At 62.4% G+C, this 14,736-nt stretch carries 13 protein-coding genes; 8 read left to right on the forward strand and 5 right to left on the reverse strand.

Annotated elements, in window-relative coordinates; all coding sequences use genetic code 11:
- The first annotated feature begins 297 nt into the window (after window positions 1-297).
- Window positions 298-930 (forward strand): outer membrane protein, encoded by a 633-nt coding sequence (locus tag GGQ67_RS07530; RefSeq protein ID WP_183899568.1) that lies wholly within the window; start codon window positions 298-300, stop codon window positions 928-930.
- Between the two features lie 157 nt (window positions 931-1,087).
- On the opposite strand, the gene GGQ67_RS07535 is transcribed toward GGQ67_RS07530, so the two are convergent.
- Entirely contained in the window at window positions 1,088-1,684 is a 597-nt protein-coding gene (locus GGQ67_RS07535) for a glutathione S-transferase family protein (protein ID WP_183899569.1), read from the reverse strand.
- 77 nt (window positions 1,685-1,761) lie between these two features.
- Complete coding sequence (locus tag GGQ67_RS07540; protein ID WP_183899570.1) at window positions 1,762-2,634, reverse strand: 23S rRNA (adenine(2030)-N(6))-methyltransferase RlmJ; 873 nt, start codon at window positions 2,632-2,634, stop codon at window positions 1,762-1,764.
- 16 nt (window positions 2,635-2,650) lie between these two features.
- On the opposite strand from GGQ67_RS07540, the gene GGQ67_RS07545 reads away from it, so the two are divergent.
- From GGQ67_RS07545 to GGQ67_RS07555, 3 genes are all read left to right on the forward strand, one after another.
- On the forward strand, window positions 2,651-4,855 hold the full coding sequence (locus GGQ67_RS07545) for a molybdopterin-containing oxidoreductase family protein (protein ID WP_183899571.1): 2,205 nt from the start codon (window positions 2,651-2,653) through the stop codon (window positions 4,853-4,855).
- Window positions 4,852-5,451: an NUDIX domain-containing protein gene (locus GGQ67_RS07550; RefSeq protein ID WP_183899572.1), complete on the forward strand. Its 600-nt coding sequence runs from the start codon at window positions 4,852-4,854 to the stop codon at window positions 5,449-5,451. The genes GGQ67_RS07545 and GGQ67_RS07550 overlap by 4 nt, the downstream gene beginning before the upstream one ends.
- Before the next feature lie 76 nt (window positions 5,452-5,527).
- The gene (locus GGQ67_RS07555) at window positions 5,528-6,691 is read left to right on the forward strand and encodes an alpha-D-ribose 1-methylphosphonate 5-triphosphate diphosphatase (protein WP_183899573.1); all 1,164 of its coding nucleotides are present in this window, start codon (window positions 5,528-5,530) and stop codon (window positions 6,689-6,691) included.
- A gap of 120 nt (window positions 6,692-6,811) precedes the next feature.
- Here GGQ67_RS07555 and GGQ67_RS07560 read toward each other — a convergent pair whose 3' ends face one another.
- The 3 genes from GGQ67_RS07560 to purM all read right to left on the reverse strand — a co-directional run bounded on the left by GGQ67_RS07560 (window position 6,812) and on the right by purM (window position 8,849).
- Entirely contained in the window at window positions 6,812-7,048 is a 237-nt protein-coding gene (locus tag GGQ67_RS07560) for a type II toxin-antitoxin system Phd/YefM family antitoxin (protein WP_183899574.1), read from the reverse strand.
- A 71-nt stretch (window positions 7,049-7,119) separates the two neighbouring features.
- On the reverse strand, window positions 7,120-7,779 hold the full coding sequence (gene purN, locus GGQ67_RS07565; protein ID WP_183899575.1) for a phosphoribosylglycinamide formyltransferase: 660 nt from the start codon (window positions 7,777-7,779) through the stop codon (window positions 7,120-7,122).
- Entirely contained in the window at window positions 7,776-8,849 is a 1,074-nt protein-coding gene (gene purM / locus GGQ67_RS07570; protein WP_183899576.1) for a phosphoribosylformylglycinamidine cyclo-ligase, read from the reverse strand. The genes purN and purM overlap by 4 nt, the downstream gene beginning before the upstream one ends.
- 245 nt (window positions 8,850-9,094) lie before the next feature.
- On the opposite strand from purM, the gene GGQ67_RS07575 reads away from it, so the two are divergent.
- From GGQ67_RS07575 to ppx, 4 genes are all read left to right on the forward strand, one after another.
- Entirely contained in the window at window positions 9,095-10,216 is a 1,122-nt protein-coding gene (locus tag GGQ67_RS07575; protein WP_183899577.1) for an AI-2E family transporter, read from the forward strand.
- Window positions 10,213-10,926 carry a DnaA regulatory inactivator HdaA gene (gene hdaA / locus GGQ67_RS07580; RefSeq protein WP_183899578.1) on the forward strand — a complete coding sequence of 238 codons (714 nt, stop codon included), beginning with the start codon at window positions 10,213-10,215 and terminating at the stop codon, window positions 10,924-10,926. Before GGQ67_RS07575 ends, hdaA begins: the two co-directional genes overlap by 4 nt.
- Window positions 10,927-10,992: 66 nt before the next feature.
- On the forward strand, window positions 10,993-13,197 hold the full coding sequence (locus GGQ67_RS07585) for an RNA degradosome polyphosphate kinase (protein ID WP_183899579.1): 2,205 nt from the start codon (window positions 10,993-10,995) through the stop codon (window positions 13,195-13,197).
- 12 nt (window positions 13,198-13,209) lie between these two features.
- Window positions 13,210-14,733, forward strand: coding sequence for an exopolyphosphatase (ppx, locus tag GGQ67_RS07590; protein ID WP_183899580.1), 1,524 nt, complete (start codon window positions 13,210-13,212; stop codon window positions 14,731-14,733).
- The last annotated feature ends 3 nt before the right edge of the window (window positions 14,734-14,736 follow it).

A 14,736-nucleotide genomic window follows, 5' to 3' on the forward strand; every position in this document is an offset into this window, starting at 1 on the left:
TAGGCGTCTTGATTGCGCGCGAAACTTGGATATTTTGCGTATTATTTAAGAATATAATTCGATAAAATAAGTATTCATGATTTAATGCTTCGTTATGGTTAATGAAGTGTTTGTTGCGATAAAGCAACATCGAATTTCAGTCACCCCTAAGCCACAATCAAATCACATTTTGGCTCTTCCAAATCCTCATTTGCGCATCAATTTCCCTCTCAATCCGAAAGGGACATGCGTAATTGCTCGCGAATGCTTCACGGTAACACAGTTGATGAAGGGCGCGGGTTCGATAAGGAGATGAGTATGCGTACGTTTATTGCTAGCCTGTTGGTTTCGACCGTTGCCCTTGGTGGCATTTCCGCCGCCTACGCGGCCGATGCCGTTGACCAGATCCCGGAAGCTCCGGTCGCTCAGAACGATGTTGCGCCGACCAGCAACTGGCAGGGCTTCTACCTCGGTGGCGCCGGCACCTACAACATGGGCAGGTTCGCCAACGACTATAACGCCCGTGCCTTCGGTGGTCAGATCTACAGCGGTTACAACTGGCAGCAGGGCCAGATCGTATACGGTGTCGAAGGCGACATCGGCTACTCCGGCGCTGACGGCGCGGTCGACGGCGGTACCGCCAAGAACGAAGTCAACGGCTCGATCCGCGGCCGTATCGGTTACGACCTGAACCCCTTCCTGATCTACGGTACGGCTGGTCTCGCGGCCGCCAAGAACAAGTTCAGCAACGCGGCCGGTTCCGATACCGACAGCGCGCTGGGCTACACGGTCGGCGCCGGTGCCGAAGCCATGGTGACCAACAACATCACGGCGCGTATCGAATACCGCTACACCGACTACCAGAAGAACGACTTCAACGTCGGCGGCGCGAACATTTCGCGCGGCTATGACGAGAACAGCGTCAAGGTCGGTATCGGCATGAAGTTCTGATCAGCCGATCAGGAATGAATAAAAAAGCCGGGGCATCGCTCCGGCTTTTTTGTTGCGTTTCGCTGATTGAAGCTGTGGATTTTTCATCCGTCACATCAGGCAGGCTCGCCAAGAGATTCGAAAGACTCTCGAATTCTGTAATGGATGCTGGGCTCTCTCAGCCCTGGGGCTTGAGCTCCGAGTAGGCCGGGAACTTCTTCTCGAAGGTCCGCATCCAGCCGATCAGCTCGGAATGCTCGGCTTCCCACTGGCCCTTGAAGCGCAGGTCGAGATAGCCGAGCGTCGCCGCCAGCGCGAAGTGGCCGCCATGCAGCTTCTTGCCGACCTTCGGCAGATGGACGCTCAGGTGATTGAGGCCGCTCACGACCTTCTTCCACTGCCGGTCGATCCAGGGCTGATGGATCTTTTCCTCGTCGCGGAAGCGGCGCTCGTAGACGATGGCGAGCAGGCAGTCGCAGATGCCGTCGCAGAGCGCTTCCAGCACCTCGGCCTCTGTCCGCTTTCCGTTCTTCGACGGATAGAGTTGCTTGCCTTTCAGTCGGCCGAAATAATGCATGATCGCGACGCTGTCGAAAACCGAAACACCGTCATCCGTCAGCACGGTCGGGATCTTGCCGAGCGGATTGTTGTCGACCAGGATCGCCGGGCCGGCATTGGTGTCGACGCGGATCTCGGTCGCATCGAGTTCGAGATAGCGCGCGGCCATGCGAACCTTGCTGGAATAGGGGGAGGCGGGCGCGCAAAGGATCTTCATCGTCGGTCTCTTTCAAAATGCCGGGCAACGGACTTGGATGGAATGTGGCCGGACTATTTCGCGCCGAAAAGGCGCGGTCAATCCTCTTTCACGGCCTTGCTTTCACCGCGCAGCCAGAAGGCGCGGTGCGAGGCGTAGCGGTCCTGCGCCATATGATCCTTCAGCGCCGGCAGCAGCTGGTGCAGCTCGTCCTTCAGCGTATAGGGCGGGTTGACGATGATCAGCCCCGAGCCGGTCAGCCCGGTCACCATCCCGCGATCGCTGCGCACGGTAAGCTCGGCGCAGAGCGTCTTCGGAATATCGAGCGCCTGCAGCGCCTCGTGGAATTCCTTGATCGGCGCGCCCTTCTTGATTGGGTACCACAGACAATAGGTGCCACCGGGAAAGCGGCGGTAGGCCTTGGCCAATCCATCGACCAGCCGCTCATACTCGCCGCCTTCCTCGAAGGGCGGATCGACAAGCACGATGCCGCGCTTCTCCTTCGGCGGCAGATGCGCGCCAAGCGACAGCCAGCCGTCGAGTTCGGTGATGCGGGCATGATGGTCGCCCTCGAACAGGCGATGCAGCCGCTGGTAATCCTCGGGATGCAGTTCCATCGCCGAGAGCCGGTCCTGCGGCCTGAAGAGCATGCGCGACAGCTTCGGCGAGCCGGGATAGTAGCGCATGCCGCCTTCGGGATTGAGCTCGCGGATCGCGCTCAGATATGGCTCGAGCAATTCGGCCACCTGCGGCGAAAGCTCGGCTTCCATGATCTTGCTGATCCCGTCGCGCCATTCGCCTGTCTTCTGCGCCTCTTCCGAGGAGAGATCGTAGAGCCCGATGCCGGCATGCGTGTCGAGCACACGGAAGCCCGCATCCTTCTTCTGCATGTAGCGGACGAGACGCGCGAGGACCGCGTGTTTCAGGACATCGGCAAAGTTGCCCGCATGGTAGATGTGGCGGTAGTTCATTTTCGCTGATGCCTACATGAATTCGCGTGGGGGACGTCGTTTCCGGCTTTTGGCCGGTTTCGGGTTGGAATATAGAAACTCCATGAACATTGCGACCCCCATCGAAGCCAAATCCCCGAAGTCCTCCGTCCGGATCGGTCACACGGCCTGTCCGCACGACTGTCCCTCCACCTGCGCGCTGGAAGTGGAGGTCATGGATGATGGCAGGATCGGCCGCGTTCGAGGGGCAAACGACCACAGCTACACCTCGGGCGTCATCTGCGCCAAGGTCGCCCGATATGCCGAGCGCCTCTATCATCCCGACCGCCTGATGCATCCGCTACGCCGCAAGGGCGCCAAGGGGGCGGGAGAGTGGCAACGGATTTCCTGGGAAGACGCGCTGGATGAAATCGCCGAAGCCTTCGTCAAGGCCGAGGCCAGAGATGGCAGCGAGGCGGTCTGGCCCTATTACTATGCCGGCACCATGGGCTGGGTACAGCGCGACAGCATCGACCGCCTGCGCCATGCCAAACGCTATTCCGGCTTCTTCTCGTCGATCTGCACCAACCCGGCCTGGACCGGCTTCACCATGGCGACAGGGGTCCTGAGAGGCCCGGATCCGCGCGAAATGGCGCGCACCGATTGCGTCGTCATCTGGGGCACCAACGCGGTCGCCACGCAGGTCAACGTCATGACCCATGCCATCAAGGCGCGCAAGGAACGTGGCGCGAGCATCGTCGTCATCGATATCTACGACAGCCCGACGATGAAGCAGGCCGACCTGGCGCTCATCCTCAAGCCGGGCACCGATGCAGCACTCGCCTGCGCCGCCATGCACATCGCCTTCCGTGACGGCTATGCCGACCGCGCCTACATGGCGAAATACGCCGACGATCCCGCCGGTCTCGAAGCGCATCTGAAGACGAAGACGCCGGAGTGGGCCGCCGCGATCACCGGGCTTTCGATCGAGGAGATCGAAGCCTTCGGCAAGCTCGTCGGCACGACGAAGAAGACCTTCTTCCGCCTCGGCTACGGCTTTACCCGCCAGCGCAACGGCGCGGTCGCCATGCACGCGGCAGCCTCGGTCGCCACCGTTCTCGGTTCCTGGCAATATGAGGGCGGCGGCGCCTTCCATTCGAACAGCGATATCTTCCGCATGAACAACGCGGAACTGACCGGCAAGTCGATGAAGGATGCCGACATCCGCATGATCGACCAGTCCCAGATCGGCCGCGCTTTGACCGGCGATGCCGTGGCGCTCCGCCATCGCGGCCCCGTCACCGCTATGCTGATCCAGAACACCAACCCTGTTAATATCGCGCCCGAGCAGCGGCTGGTGAAGCGCGGTTTCGCGCGCGACGATCTCTTCGTCGCCGTCCACGAGCAGTTCATGACCGATACCGCCGAGATGGCCGATATCGTCATCCCCGCCACCATGTTCGTCGAACACGACGACATCTACCGCGCCGGCGGCCAGAACCACATCCTGCTCGGCCCGAAACTGGTCGAGCCGCCGGAGACGGTACGCACCAATCTCTTCGTGATCGAGGAACTCGCCAGGCGCCTCGGCGTCGCCGATCGTCCCGGCTTCGGCTTCTCGGCGCGCGAGATGATCGACCGCGTTCTCCAATCGAGCGAACTCCCCGGCTACGACCATTTCCTCGAGCACAAATGGTTCGACCGCCAGCCGGAATTCGACGACGCGCATTTCATCAACGGCTTCGCCCATCCAGACGGCCGCTTCCACTTTCGTCCCGATTGGCGCAATCAGCCGGCGCCGAACCGCCCGCCGGAGGCCGTCGGCCTGCTTGGGCCCTATCCGGAGCTCCCTGCATTCCCGGATCAGGTCGATGTCATCGAGGTAGCCGATGCCGAGCATCCGTTCCGCCTCGCCACATCGCCCGCCCGCAATTTCCTCAACTCCAGCTTCGCCGAGACCAAGACCTCGCGGCAGAAGGAGGGGCGGCCGGAACTGATGATCAACCCTGCCGATGCGCAAGCCCAAGACATCGCTCATGGCGATCTCGTCCAGGTCGGCAACGCCAGAGGCGAGGTGCGCCTGCACGCCAGGCTGACGACCGAGGTCAAGCCGGGCGTGCTGATCGCCGAGGGCTTGTGGCCGAACAAGGCGCATGTGGACGGCGAAGGCATCAACGTTCTGACCGGCGCCGACCCCATCGCGCCCTATGGCGGCGCTGCCGTCCACGACAACAAGGTTTGGCTTCGCAAGGATGCGGCATGACGAAATTTGAAAAGGCGAAGGCCGAGATCATCCAGGAGAAGACACTCTCGGATGGCTGGACACGGCTCAGCACCTACGAGGTCGATTACACCAACTCCGACGGCGCGACGCACCGCATCCACCGCGAGATCTACCACCGCACGGCCGCCGCCACGATCCTGCTGCACGACCCCAAGCGCGACACCGTCGTCCTCGTCCGCCAGTTCCGTCTGCCCGTCCATCTCCATGGCGAGCCGGCCTGGATACTCGAGACGCCGGCCGGGCTGCTCGACGGCGACGAGCCCGAAGAGGCGATCCGCCGCGAAGCCATCGAGGAAACCGGCTTCCGCGTCCGCGACATCCGCTTCCTCTTCAAGGCCTACAGTTCTCCCGGCGCCAACGCCGAACTCGTGCACTTCTTCGCGGCCTCGATCGACACGGAGGATCGCGTATCCGAAGGCGGCGGCTTGGCCGAGGAGCACGAGGACATCGAGGTCGTCGAAATCCCTCTCGACGAGGCGGTGCAGATGATCGCCAGCGGCGAGATCATCGACTTCAAGACGATCATTCTGCTGCAATGGGCGGCGCTGAACAGGGCCGCCTTGAATAAGCCCTGAGGTGTTCATTCGCATGTCATGAATCGGGGCTATCGGCTCCGGCTTGTCATAATTCCCTGCTATGAGGAGAAAGCCGATGTGGCTCAGCAATTTCACGATCGTTCTGCCGGATGAGGTCGTGAACAACGGCTCGGTGCGCATCGAGGATGGCGTCATCGCCGAGATCCGCCCGGAGACGGTCGCCAATGCCGCCATCGATGGCGAGGGGCGCCTGCTGATGCCGGGGTTCGTCGATCTCCATGGCGACATGATCGAGCGCGAGGTCGCGCCGCGTCCCAATGCCATGATGCCGATCGGCTTCTCCATCCACGAGCTCGACAAGAAGCTCGCCGCCCATGGCGTGACGACCGCCTATGCCGCCGTCTCCTTCGCCACCGAAAGCGTCTACGGCCATGTCCGCTCGCTGGAAACCACCTGCGCCGTCATCGAGGGTGTCAGCCGCTTCAAGGACAATCTGCTGATCGATCACCGCGTTCACGCGCGCTACGAGATCACCAATGTCGGCGCCGCGCCCGCGCTCGAGAAGCTGCTGGACGCCGGCCATGTCGACATGGTCTCGCTGACCGATCACACGCCGGGGCAGGGCCAGTACAACAATATCCAGAGTTACATCCTGAGCATGGCCGAGCGCCGCTCCATCTCCGAGGAGATGGCCGCCGAGATGGTCGCCAAACGTATCGCCATGCGCGACAACCCCGAGATCGAGACCACGCTCCGCCGGATCGTCGACCTGTCGCTGCGGCACAAGCTGTCGCTTGCCTCGCATGACGATGACAGCGCCGAGAAGGTGGCTGAGATGCACGACATGGGTGTCACGATCAGCGAATTCCCGGTGACGCTGCCGGCCGCCGAGGAAGCGCGTCGCCGTGGGCTCTGGACGCTGATGGGCGCGCCGAACGCGCTGCGCGGCCAGTCCATGTCGGGCAATCTCAGCGCGCTTGATGCCGCCCGCGCCGGCGTCCTCTCCGTCATCGCCGCCGACTATCACCCGGCCGCCTTCGTTCCCGGCATCTTCAAGATCGCCGAGGCCACGAACCTGCCGACCGCCGTCGCCATGGCAACCAGGAGCGCCGCCCGTTCCGCCGGCCTCGTCGACCGCGGAGAAATCGCCATAGGTCAGCGCGCCGACCTCGTTGTCGTGGAAGCCGGAGACATCCACCGCATCCGCGCCACCTTCCGCGGCGGCCGCTTCGTCTACAGCGACGGCACGCTGCACCAGCCACGGGCGATCGCGGCGTAACGATCAGGATCAACTCAGCGAAGCAGCGGAACACCCTGGTGGGCCGCTGCTTTGATCAGTTGCTTGTCCAGGGTGGCGAGCGGCAGACTCTGTCTAATTGCCAGCGCTAGGTAGGCCGCGTCATCGCCGGCCCGTCGCCTTCCACTCGGCAATTTCTTCTGCTGTAATGCTTGGCATGGTTTTCCGGAAGGCACGGACGGCCTCGATGGCCTGCCTGCGCTTTTCGTGATCCGCCGCGACAGGGGCCAACCTTGCCACTGGCAAACCATCGCGCAGGATAACGACCTCCTCGCCGGCTTCGACCTTGGCAAGGAGTTCGGGAAGGCTTGCTTCATCGATATTGACGGTAACAGTCATGGCGTTGCTCCGTGGGCCACGCACATGATGATCCGCATCATCTCGCCGGTCAATCTCCGGCCGGGCGCCAGTCAGGCGGAGATGACGGCACCCGTTGCCGTGGTGTCTGATGCATCGGCCGTTCTGACAACCTTGCCACCTTCCATCCGCACCTTGCCCTCGGCAAACAGCTTCAGTGCTTGCGGATAGATCTGATGCTCGACCGTCAGCACGCGCGCCGCCAGCGTATCGGCGGTGTCGTCGGAGAGTACAGGCACGGCCGCCTGGCCGATGACGGGGCCTTCATCCATGCCCTCGGTGACGAAATGTACTGTGCAGCCGGCGATCCGCATGCCGGCGTCGATGGCGCGCTGGTGGGTGTGCAGGCCGGGAAATAGCGGCAGCAGGGAAGGGTGGATGTTGATCATCTTCCCCTCGTAGCGCTGGATGAACGTGCCGCTCAGCAGGCGCATATAGCCCGCCAGGCAGAGAATATCAGGCGAGAGCGCGTCCAGCGCCGCGAAAATCGCCTCCTCATGCGCTTCCTTGCTGGCGTAGTCCTTGCGCGCGAAGGCATAGGTCGCGATGCCCTCGGCGGCCGCCTTGGCAAGCCCGCCCGCATCCGGCTTGTCGGAGATCACGCCGACGATCTCGGCCGGGAAATCCTGGGCCTTGGCAGCCGCAACCAGCGCCATCATGTTGGAGCCGCCGCCTGAGATGAAGACGACGACGCGTTTGCGCAAAGACGTCATATGGCGAGCGTGCCCTTGTAGAGCGTGCCGTGAGCGCCCTCGGCGCGCGCGATCATCCGGCCGAGCCGCACGACGCTTTCGCCCTGCGCTTCCAGCGCTGAGATGATCGTGTCGGCGTTCTCGGCGGAAACGACGGCGATCATGCCGATGCCGCAGTTGAAGGTGCGCAGCATCTCGTTCGCCTCGACGCCGCCGGTCTTCGCCAGCCAGGAGAACACCGCCGGAACCTTGACGGCCGCAAGATCGATTTCGGCTGCCAGGTGCTTGGGCAGCACACGCGGAATATTCTCGGGGAAGCCACCGCCGGTGATGTGCGCCAGCGCCTTGATCGCCCCGGTCTCGCGGATGACGCTGAGCAACGGCTTCACATAGATGCGGGTCGGGGTCAGCAGCGCTTCGCCGAGCGTCTTGCCATCTGCGAAGGGGGCCGGCGCATCCCAGGCGAGGCCGGAAATGCCGACGATCTTGCGCACCAGCGAGAAGCCGTTGGAGTGCACGCCCGAGGAAGCGAGGCCGAGGATGAAGTCGCCTTCGCCGATATCGCCGGAAGGCAGCAGCTTGCCGCGTTCGGCCGCACCCACGGCAAAGCCGGCCAGATCGTAATCGCCGGAGGAGTACATGCCCGGCATCTCGGCGGTCTCGCCGCCGATCAGCGCGCAGCCTGCGTCGCGGCAGCCTGCGGCAATGCCTTCGACGATCGCCGCACCCTGGTCCGGATCGAGCTTGCCGGTCGCGAAGTAGTCGAGGAAGAACAGCGGCTCGGCGCCCTGGACCACGAGGTCGTTGACGCACATCGCAACGAGGTCGATGCCGACGGTGTCGTGATAATCGGCATCGATCGCGATCTTCAGCTTGGTGCCGACGCCGTCATTGGCGGCGACCAGAACCGGATCGGTGAAGCCGGCGGCCTTGAGGTCGAACAGGCCGCCGAAACCGCCGATTTCGCCATCCGCGCCGGGGCGGCGGGTCGAGCGTACGGCGGGCTTGATCTTTTCGACGAGAAGGTTGCCAGCGTCGATATCCACGCCTGCATCGCTATAGGTGAGACCGTTTTTTCCGGACTGGCTCATACTGCTCTCCGATGGCTGTCGTCGGGCGGGAAATATCCCCGCGTCACATGCGGGTCGCAATTGCATGACAGGGGCCTTTATGCAAGGCATTGCGTGGCAAAAGCCCCAATTTCCCGCTCTTTCGACCACGGCAATCGGGAAATTGGACGCCGGGGTTGACCATTCTCGCGGCTGCATCCTATGTGGCTCGCGGGCCGTATCGCTGCGATGCGGCATATACCGACGTTCGATCAGCGGAGAACATGATGCCACAGCAGGTTAGCGGCGCCAGTCTGAAGCGCCAGGTCATCTTCTGGCTGATCGTGCTCGCTTTCTTCATTGCCTTCCTGCTGGTGTTCAGTTCCATCCTGCTGCCGTTCCTGGCCGGCATGGCGATCGCCTATTTTCTCGACCCCGTTGCCGACCGGCTGGAAAAGCTCGGCCTCAGCCGCCTGATGGCGACCATTGTCATCCTGATCGCCTTCGTCATCCTCATCGTGCTGGCGCTGATGATCCTGATCCCGATCCTCGCCAGCCAGTTCGCCGATTTCGCCGGCCGGCTGCCGGGATATATCGACCAGCTGCAGGCCTTCATCGCCAAGCAGCAGAACTCGATGCTGCCGGATTGGATCAAGAACCAGCTCGGCACCATCAAGAACAATTTTTCGGAAATCCTGTCGCAGGGCTTCGGCCTGCTCACCGGGCTGTTCAGCCAGGTCTGGAGCTCCGGCCTGGCCGTCGTCAACGTGATCTCGCTGATGATCGTGACACCCGTGGTCGCTTTCTACATGCTGCTCGACTGGGATCGCATGGTCGACAACATCGACAAGTATGTGCCTCGCGATTACGTCGCAAACGTCCACCAGATCATGCGCGAGATCGATCAGGCGATCGCCGGCTTCATTCGCGGGCAGGGCTCGCTCTGCCTCATCCTCGGTATCTGGTACGCGGTCGGCCTGTCGCTCGTCGGGCTGAATTTCGGCCTGCTCATCGGCCTCTTCGCCGGCATGATCAGCTTCATCCCCTATGTCGGCTCCACGGTCGGATTGATTGCCGCCCTCGGCGTGGCGCTCGTCCAGTTCTGGCCGGATTACCTCTGGGTCGGCGCGGTGCTCGTCGTCTTCTTCAGCGGGCAGTTCATGGAAGGCAATATCCTGCAGCCGAAGCTCGTCGGCCATAGCGTCGGTCTGCATCCGGTCTGGCTGATGTTCGCGCTGTTCGCCTTCGGCGCGCTGTTCGGCTTCGTCGGCCTTCTGGTCGCGGTGCCGGCCGCCGCCGCCGTCGGCGTTCTTGTCCGTTTCGCGCTTTCGCGCTACCTTGACAGCGACCTGTATGCGGGCGAGGCGAAGGCGGCCCCGGTACGGAAGACAAAAGCTGGCCCGAAATGACTGACGTGAAAAACGCTGACTCAAGGCGCAAGCCCGTGGAGCAGCTACCCCTGGCCTTTTCTCATGACGCCGCGACCGGTCGTGACGATCTCCTGATCTCCGAGCGGCTGGCGGCGGCTGTCGAGATCGTCGATGCCTGGCCGAACTGGCCGTCGCCTGTCGTCATCCTTGCCGGCCCGGTCGGGTCGGGCAAGTCGCATCTCGCCAATATCTGGAAGGATCACAGCGGCGCCAGGCTCATCCATCCGAAGGCCGGCGTCAACGCGGCGGTCGATGCGGCGAGCGGCCCGGTTCTCTTCGAGGACGTCGATCGCGTGGGCTTCGACGACACCGAGCTGTTCCACGTCATCAACAGCGTGCGCGAAAACGGCCATAGCCTGTTGATGACGAGCCGCCTCTGGCCGATGTCCTGGCCGGTGCAACTGGCCGACCTGCGTTCCCGCCTGAAGGCGGCGACGGTCGTCGAGATCGGCGAGCCGGACGAGGAACTGTTGTCGCAAGTCATCGTCAAGCTCTTCGCCGATCGTCAGCTTTATATAGATGACAAACTGGTGCTCTATATTGTCGTGAGGATGGAGCGGTCGCTGAACGCCGCGCAGACGATCGTCGAGCGACTGGACCGGCTGGCGCTTTCAAGAGGCACCAAAATCACGCGCGCGCTTGCCGCTGAAGTGTTGAATGAATTGGGCAATTCCGATCCGGCTGATTGACTGTCACAGTTCCGTCGTGAAACTGATATATTCGGCTTGGCGCAATCATGAGGGGGCAATCGAACGATGGACAGTGCAGTCGCGGGAAACCAGGAGACCGCTCCTGAAACCAAGGCGAACGTTCCTTCGCTTGAAGAACTGCTCTCCAGCCCCGAGCGCTTCATAAACCGGGAATTCTCCTGGCTGCAGTTCAATCGCCGCGTTCTCGAGGAAACGCTGAACACCGAGCATCCGCTGCTCGAGCGCGTTCGCTTCCTGTCGATCTCGGCCGCCAACCTCGATGAATTCTTCATGGTGCGCGTTGCCGGCCTTGAAGGACAGGTGCGTCAGAACATCGTCGTGCGCACGCCCGACGGCAAGACGCCGGCCGAGCAGCTCGAATCCATCCTGCAGGAAATCGACAATCTGCAGATGGAGCAGCAGGCCTCGCTGGCCGTGCTGCAGCAGTATCTCGCCAAGGAAGACATCCTGATCGTTCGCCCGGGCGCGCTCAGCGAAACCGATCGCAACTGGCTCGCCACCGAATTCGAGCAGGCGATCTTCCCGGTGCTGACGCCGCTCTCCATCGACCCGGCCCATCCGTTCCCCTTCATTCCCAATCTCGGCTTCTCGATCGGCCTGCAGTTGGTCAGCAAGAACGGCCGCGAACCGATGACGGCGCTGCTGCGCCTGCCGCCGGCGCTCGACCGTTTCGTGCGCCTGCCGGATGACGGCAACACGATCCGCTACATCACGCTCGAGGATGTCGCCAATATCTTCATCTACCGGCTCTACCCGGGCTATGAGGTGCAGGGTTCCGGTACGTTCCGCATCATCCGCGACAGCGATATCGAAGTCGAGGAAGAAGCCGAAGATCTCGTCCGCTTCTTCGAGACAGCGCTGAAGCGCCGTCGTCGCGGTTCGGTGATCCGCCTCGAAACCGATTCCGAAATGCCGGCCTCGCTGCGCCAGTTCGTGGTCCAGGCGACCAACGTACCCGACAACCGCGTCGCCGTGCTGCCGGGTCTTCTGGCGCTGAACACGCTGTCCGAGATCACCAAGGCGCCGCGCGACGACCTGAGGTTTCCTTCCTACAATGCGCGATTTCCCGAGCGCGTCCGCGAACACGCCGGCGATTGCTTCGCCGCCATCCGCGAAAAGGACATGGTGGTTCACCATCCCTACGAGTCCTTCGACGTGGTGGTCCAGTTTCTGCTCCAGGCTGCGCGCGATCCTGACGTCCTGGCGATAAAGCAGACGCTCTACCGCACCTCCAACGACAGCCCGATCGTTCGCGCGCTGATCGATGCGGCCGAATCCGGCAAGTCGGTGACCGCGCTGGTCGAACTGAAGGCGCGTTTCGACGAGGAGGCCAACATCCGCTGGGCGCGCGACCTCGAACGCGCCGGCGTGCAGGTCGTCTTCGGCTTCATCGAATTGAAGACCCACTCGAAGATGTCGCTGGTCGTGCGCCGCGAAGAGGGCAAGCTGCGCAGCTACTGCCATCTCGGCACCGGCAACTATCACCCGATCACCGCGAAGATCTATACCGACCTGTCGTTCTTCACCTGCAATCCTGTGATTGCGCACGACATGGCCAACATCTTCAATTTCATCACCGGCTATGGCGAGCCGGAAGAGAGCATGAAGCTCGCCGTATCGCCTTATACGCTGCGCTCGCGCATCCTTCGCCACATCGACGAAGAGATCAAGCACGCCAGGAGCGGCGCCCCGGCGGCCATCTGGATGAAGATGAACTCGCTCGTCGATCCCGAAATCATCGACGCGCTCTATACGGCGAGCCACGCCGGCGTCGAGATCGATCTCGTCATCCGCGGCATCTGCTGCCTGCGCCCCCAGGTGCCCGGTCTCTCGGAAAACATCCGCGTCAAGTCGATCGTCGGCCGCTTCCTGGAGCATAGCCGCATCTTCTGCTTCGGCAACGGTCACGGCCTCCCGTCGGACAAGGCGCTGGTCTATATCGGCTCCGCCGACATGATGCCGAGAAACCTCGATCGCCGTGTCGAAACGCTGGTTCCGCTTACCAATCCGACCGTGCACGAGCAGGTTTTGTCACAGATCATGCTGGGCAACCTCATTGACAATCAGCAAAGCTACGAGATATTGGCCGACGGGACGTCCAGGCGCATGGAAGTGCGCAAGGGCGAGGAGCCGTTCAATGCGCAACAGTATTTCATGACCAATCCGAGCCTTTCGGGCCGCGGTGAAGCGTTGAAATCCAGTGCGCCAAAGCTGATTGCCGGCCTTCTTTCTGGCCGGACAAAAAGATAAAACTGGACCTGCATGGTTGAATCAGAAGCCCAGGGGCGCCTTCCAGGGATTGCTCCGGTCTCCGTTGTCGATATCGGGTCGAACTCGATCCGTGTGGTCATCTATGAAGGCTTGTCGAGATCGCCCACGATCCTTTTCAACGAAAAGGTTCTCTGTGGTCTCGGCAAGGGCATAGCGCTGACAGGCAAGATGGACGAGGCCAGCGTCGAACGTGCGCTTTCCGCCCTGCATCGCTTCAAGGCGCTGTCCGATCAGGCGCGTGCTGCCACCATGTATGTGCTGGCGACAGCCGCGGCCCGCGAGGCCTCGAATGGCCCCGATTTCATTCATCGCGCCGAAACCATTCTGCAGCGCAAGGTGCGCGTTCTGTCCGGCGAGGAAGAGGCCAGGTTCTCCGCGCTCGGCATCGTCAGCGGCTTCTATACGCCAGATGGCATCGCCGGCGATCTGGGCGGCGGCTCGTTGGAACTGATCGATATCAAGGGCAAGGAGCTCGGCCAGGGCGTGACGCTGCCGCTCGGTGGGCTACGCCTGTCGGAATATGCCGGCGGCTCGATGGACAAGGCCCGTACCTTCGCCCGCAAGCATGTTAAGACCATCTCCAGGCTTCTGGCCAAGGGCGAGGGGCGCACCTTCTACGCCGTCGGCGGCACTTGGCGAAACATCGCCAAGCTGCATATGGAGATGATCAACTACCCGCTGCACATGATGCAGGGCTACGAGATCTCCTTCGAGCAGATGATGCTGTTCCTCGATCAGGTTGACGCTGCCAAGGATTCCAAGGACCCCGCCTGGGCGGCCGTATCGAAATACCGCCGTGCGCTCCTTCCATATGGTGCGGTTGCCATGAAGGAAGTGCTGAGCGTCATGAAGCCCTCGGTGATCTCCTTCTCCGGCCAGGGCGTGCGCGAGGGCTATCTCTACTCGCTTCTCTCCGAAAGCGAACGCCGCGCCGACCCGTTGATCGAGGCCGCGCGTGAACTCGCGATCCTGCGTGCGCGCTCGCCCGAACACGCCCGCGAGCTTTCGGAATGGACCGGCCGGATGATGCCGTTCTTCGATATCTCGGAGACGCCGGAGGAGGCCCGCTATCGCCAGGCCGCCTGCCTGCTCGCCGACATCAGCTGGCGCGCCCATCCCGATTATCGCGGCCTTCAGGCGCTGAACATCATCGCCCACACGTCCTTCGTCGGCATCAGCCATCCCGGCCGCGCCTTCATCGCGCTCGCCAACTACTACCGCTTCGAAGGGCTGCACGACGACGGCGCGACCAGCCCGCTGGCGACGATCGCCACGCCGCAATATGTCGAGCGCGCCAAGCTGCTCGGCGGCATGCTGCGCGTCGTCTATCTGTTCTCGGCCTCGATGCCCGGCATCGTTCGCAACCTGACCTTCCGCAAATCGAGCGACCCCGATCTCGACCTCGAATTCGTGGTGCCTTCGGAATACCACGATTTTGCCGGCGAACGCCTGGATGGCCGCCTGCAGCAGCTCGCCAAGCTTACCAACAAGCGGCTCGCTTTCCGCTTCGAGTAGCGC

The organism is Rhizobium metallidurans (assembly GCF_014196505.1).
In the GTDB taxonomy this organism is placed as follows: Bacteria; Pseudomonadota; Alphaproteobacteria; order Rhizobiales; family Rhizobiaceae; genus Rhizobium; species Rhizobium metallidurans.

Coding starts and splice junctions, on each gene's coding strand:
- GGQ67_RS07530 (WP_183899568.1), top strand. CDS start 298: ATGCGTACGTTTATTGCTAGCCTGTTGGTTTCGACCGTTGCCCTTGGT.
- GGQ67_RS07535 (WP_183899569.1), bottom strand. CDS start 1,684: ATGAAGATCCTTTGCGCGCCCGCCTCCCCCTATTCCAGCAAGGTTCGC.
- GGQ67_RS07540 (WP_183899570.1), bottom strand. CDS start 2,634: ATGAACTACCGCCACATCTACCATGCGGGCAACTTTGCCGATGTCCTG.
- GGQ67_RS07545 (WP_183899571.1), top strand. CDS start 2,651: ATGAATTCGCGTGGGGGACGTCGTTTCCGGCTTTTGGCCGGTTTCGGG.
- GGQ67_RS07550 (WP_183899572.1), top strand. CDS start 4,852: ATGACGAAATTTGAAAAGGCGAAGGCCGAGATCATCCAGGAGAAGACA.
- GGQ67_RS07555 (WP_183899573.1), top strand. CDS start 5,528: ATGTGGCTCAGCAATTTCACGATCGTTCTGCCGGATGAGGTCGTGAAC.
- GGQ67_RS07560 (WP_183899574.1), bottom strand. CDS start 7,048: ATGACTGTTACCGTCAATATCGATGAAGCAAGCCTTCCCGAACTCCTT.
- purN (WP_183899575.1), bottom strand. CDS start 7,779: ATGACGTCTTTGCGCAAACGCGTCGTCGTCTTCATCTCAGGCGGCGGC.
- purM (WP_183899576.1), bottom strand. CDS start 8,849: ATGAGCCAGTCCGGAAAAAACGGTCTCACCTATAGCGATGCAGGCGTG.
- GGQ67_RS07575 (WP_183899577.1), top strand. CDS start 9,095: ATGCCACAGCAGGTTAGCGGCGCCAGTCTGAAGCGCCAGGTCATCTTC.
- hdaA (WP_183899578.1), top strand. CDS start 10,213: ATGACTGACGTGAAAAACGCTGACTCAAGGCGCAAGCCCGTGGAGCAG.
- GGQ67_RS07585 (WP_183899579.1), top strand. CDS start 10,993: ATGGACAGTGCAGTCGCGGGAAACCAGGAGACCGCTCCTGAAACCAAG.
- ppx (WP_183899580.1), top strand. CDS start 13,210: ATGGTTGAATCAGAAGCCCAGGGGCGCCTTCCAGGGATTGCTCCGGTC.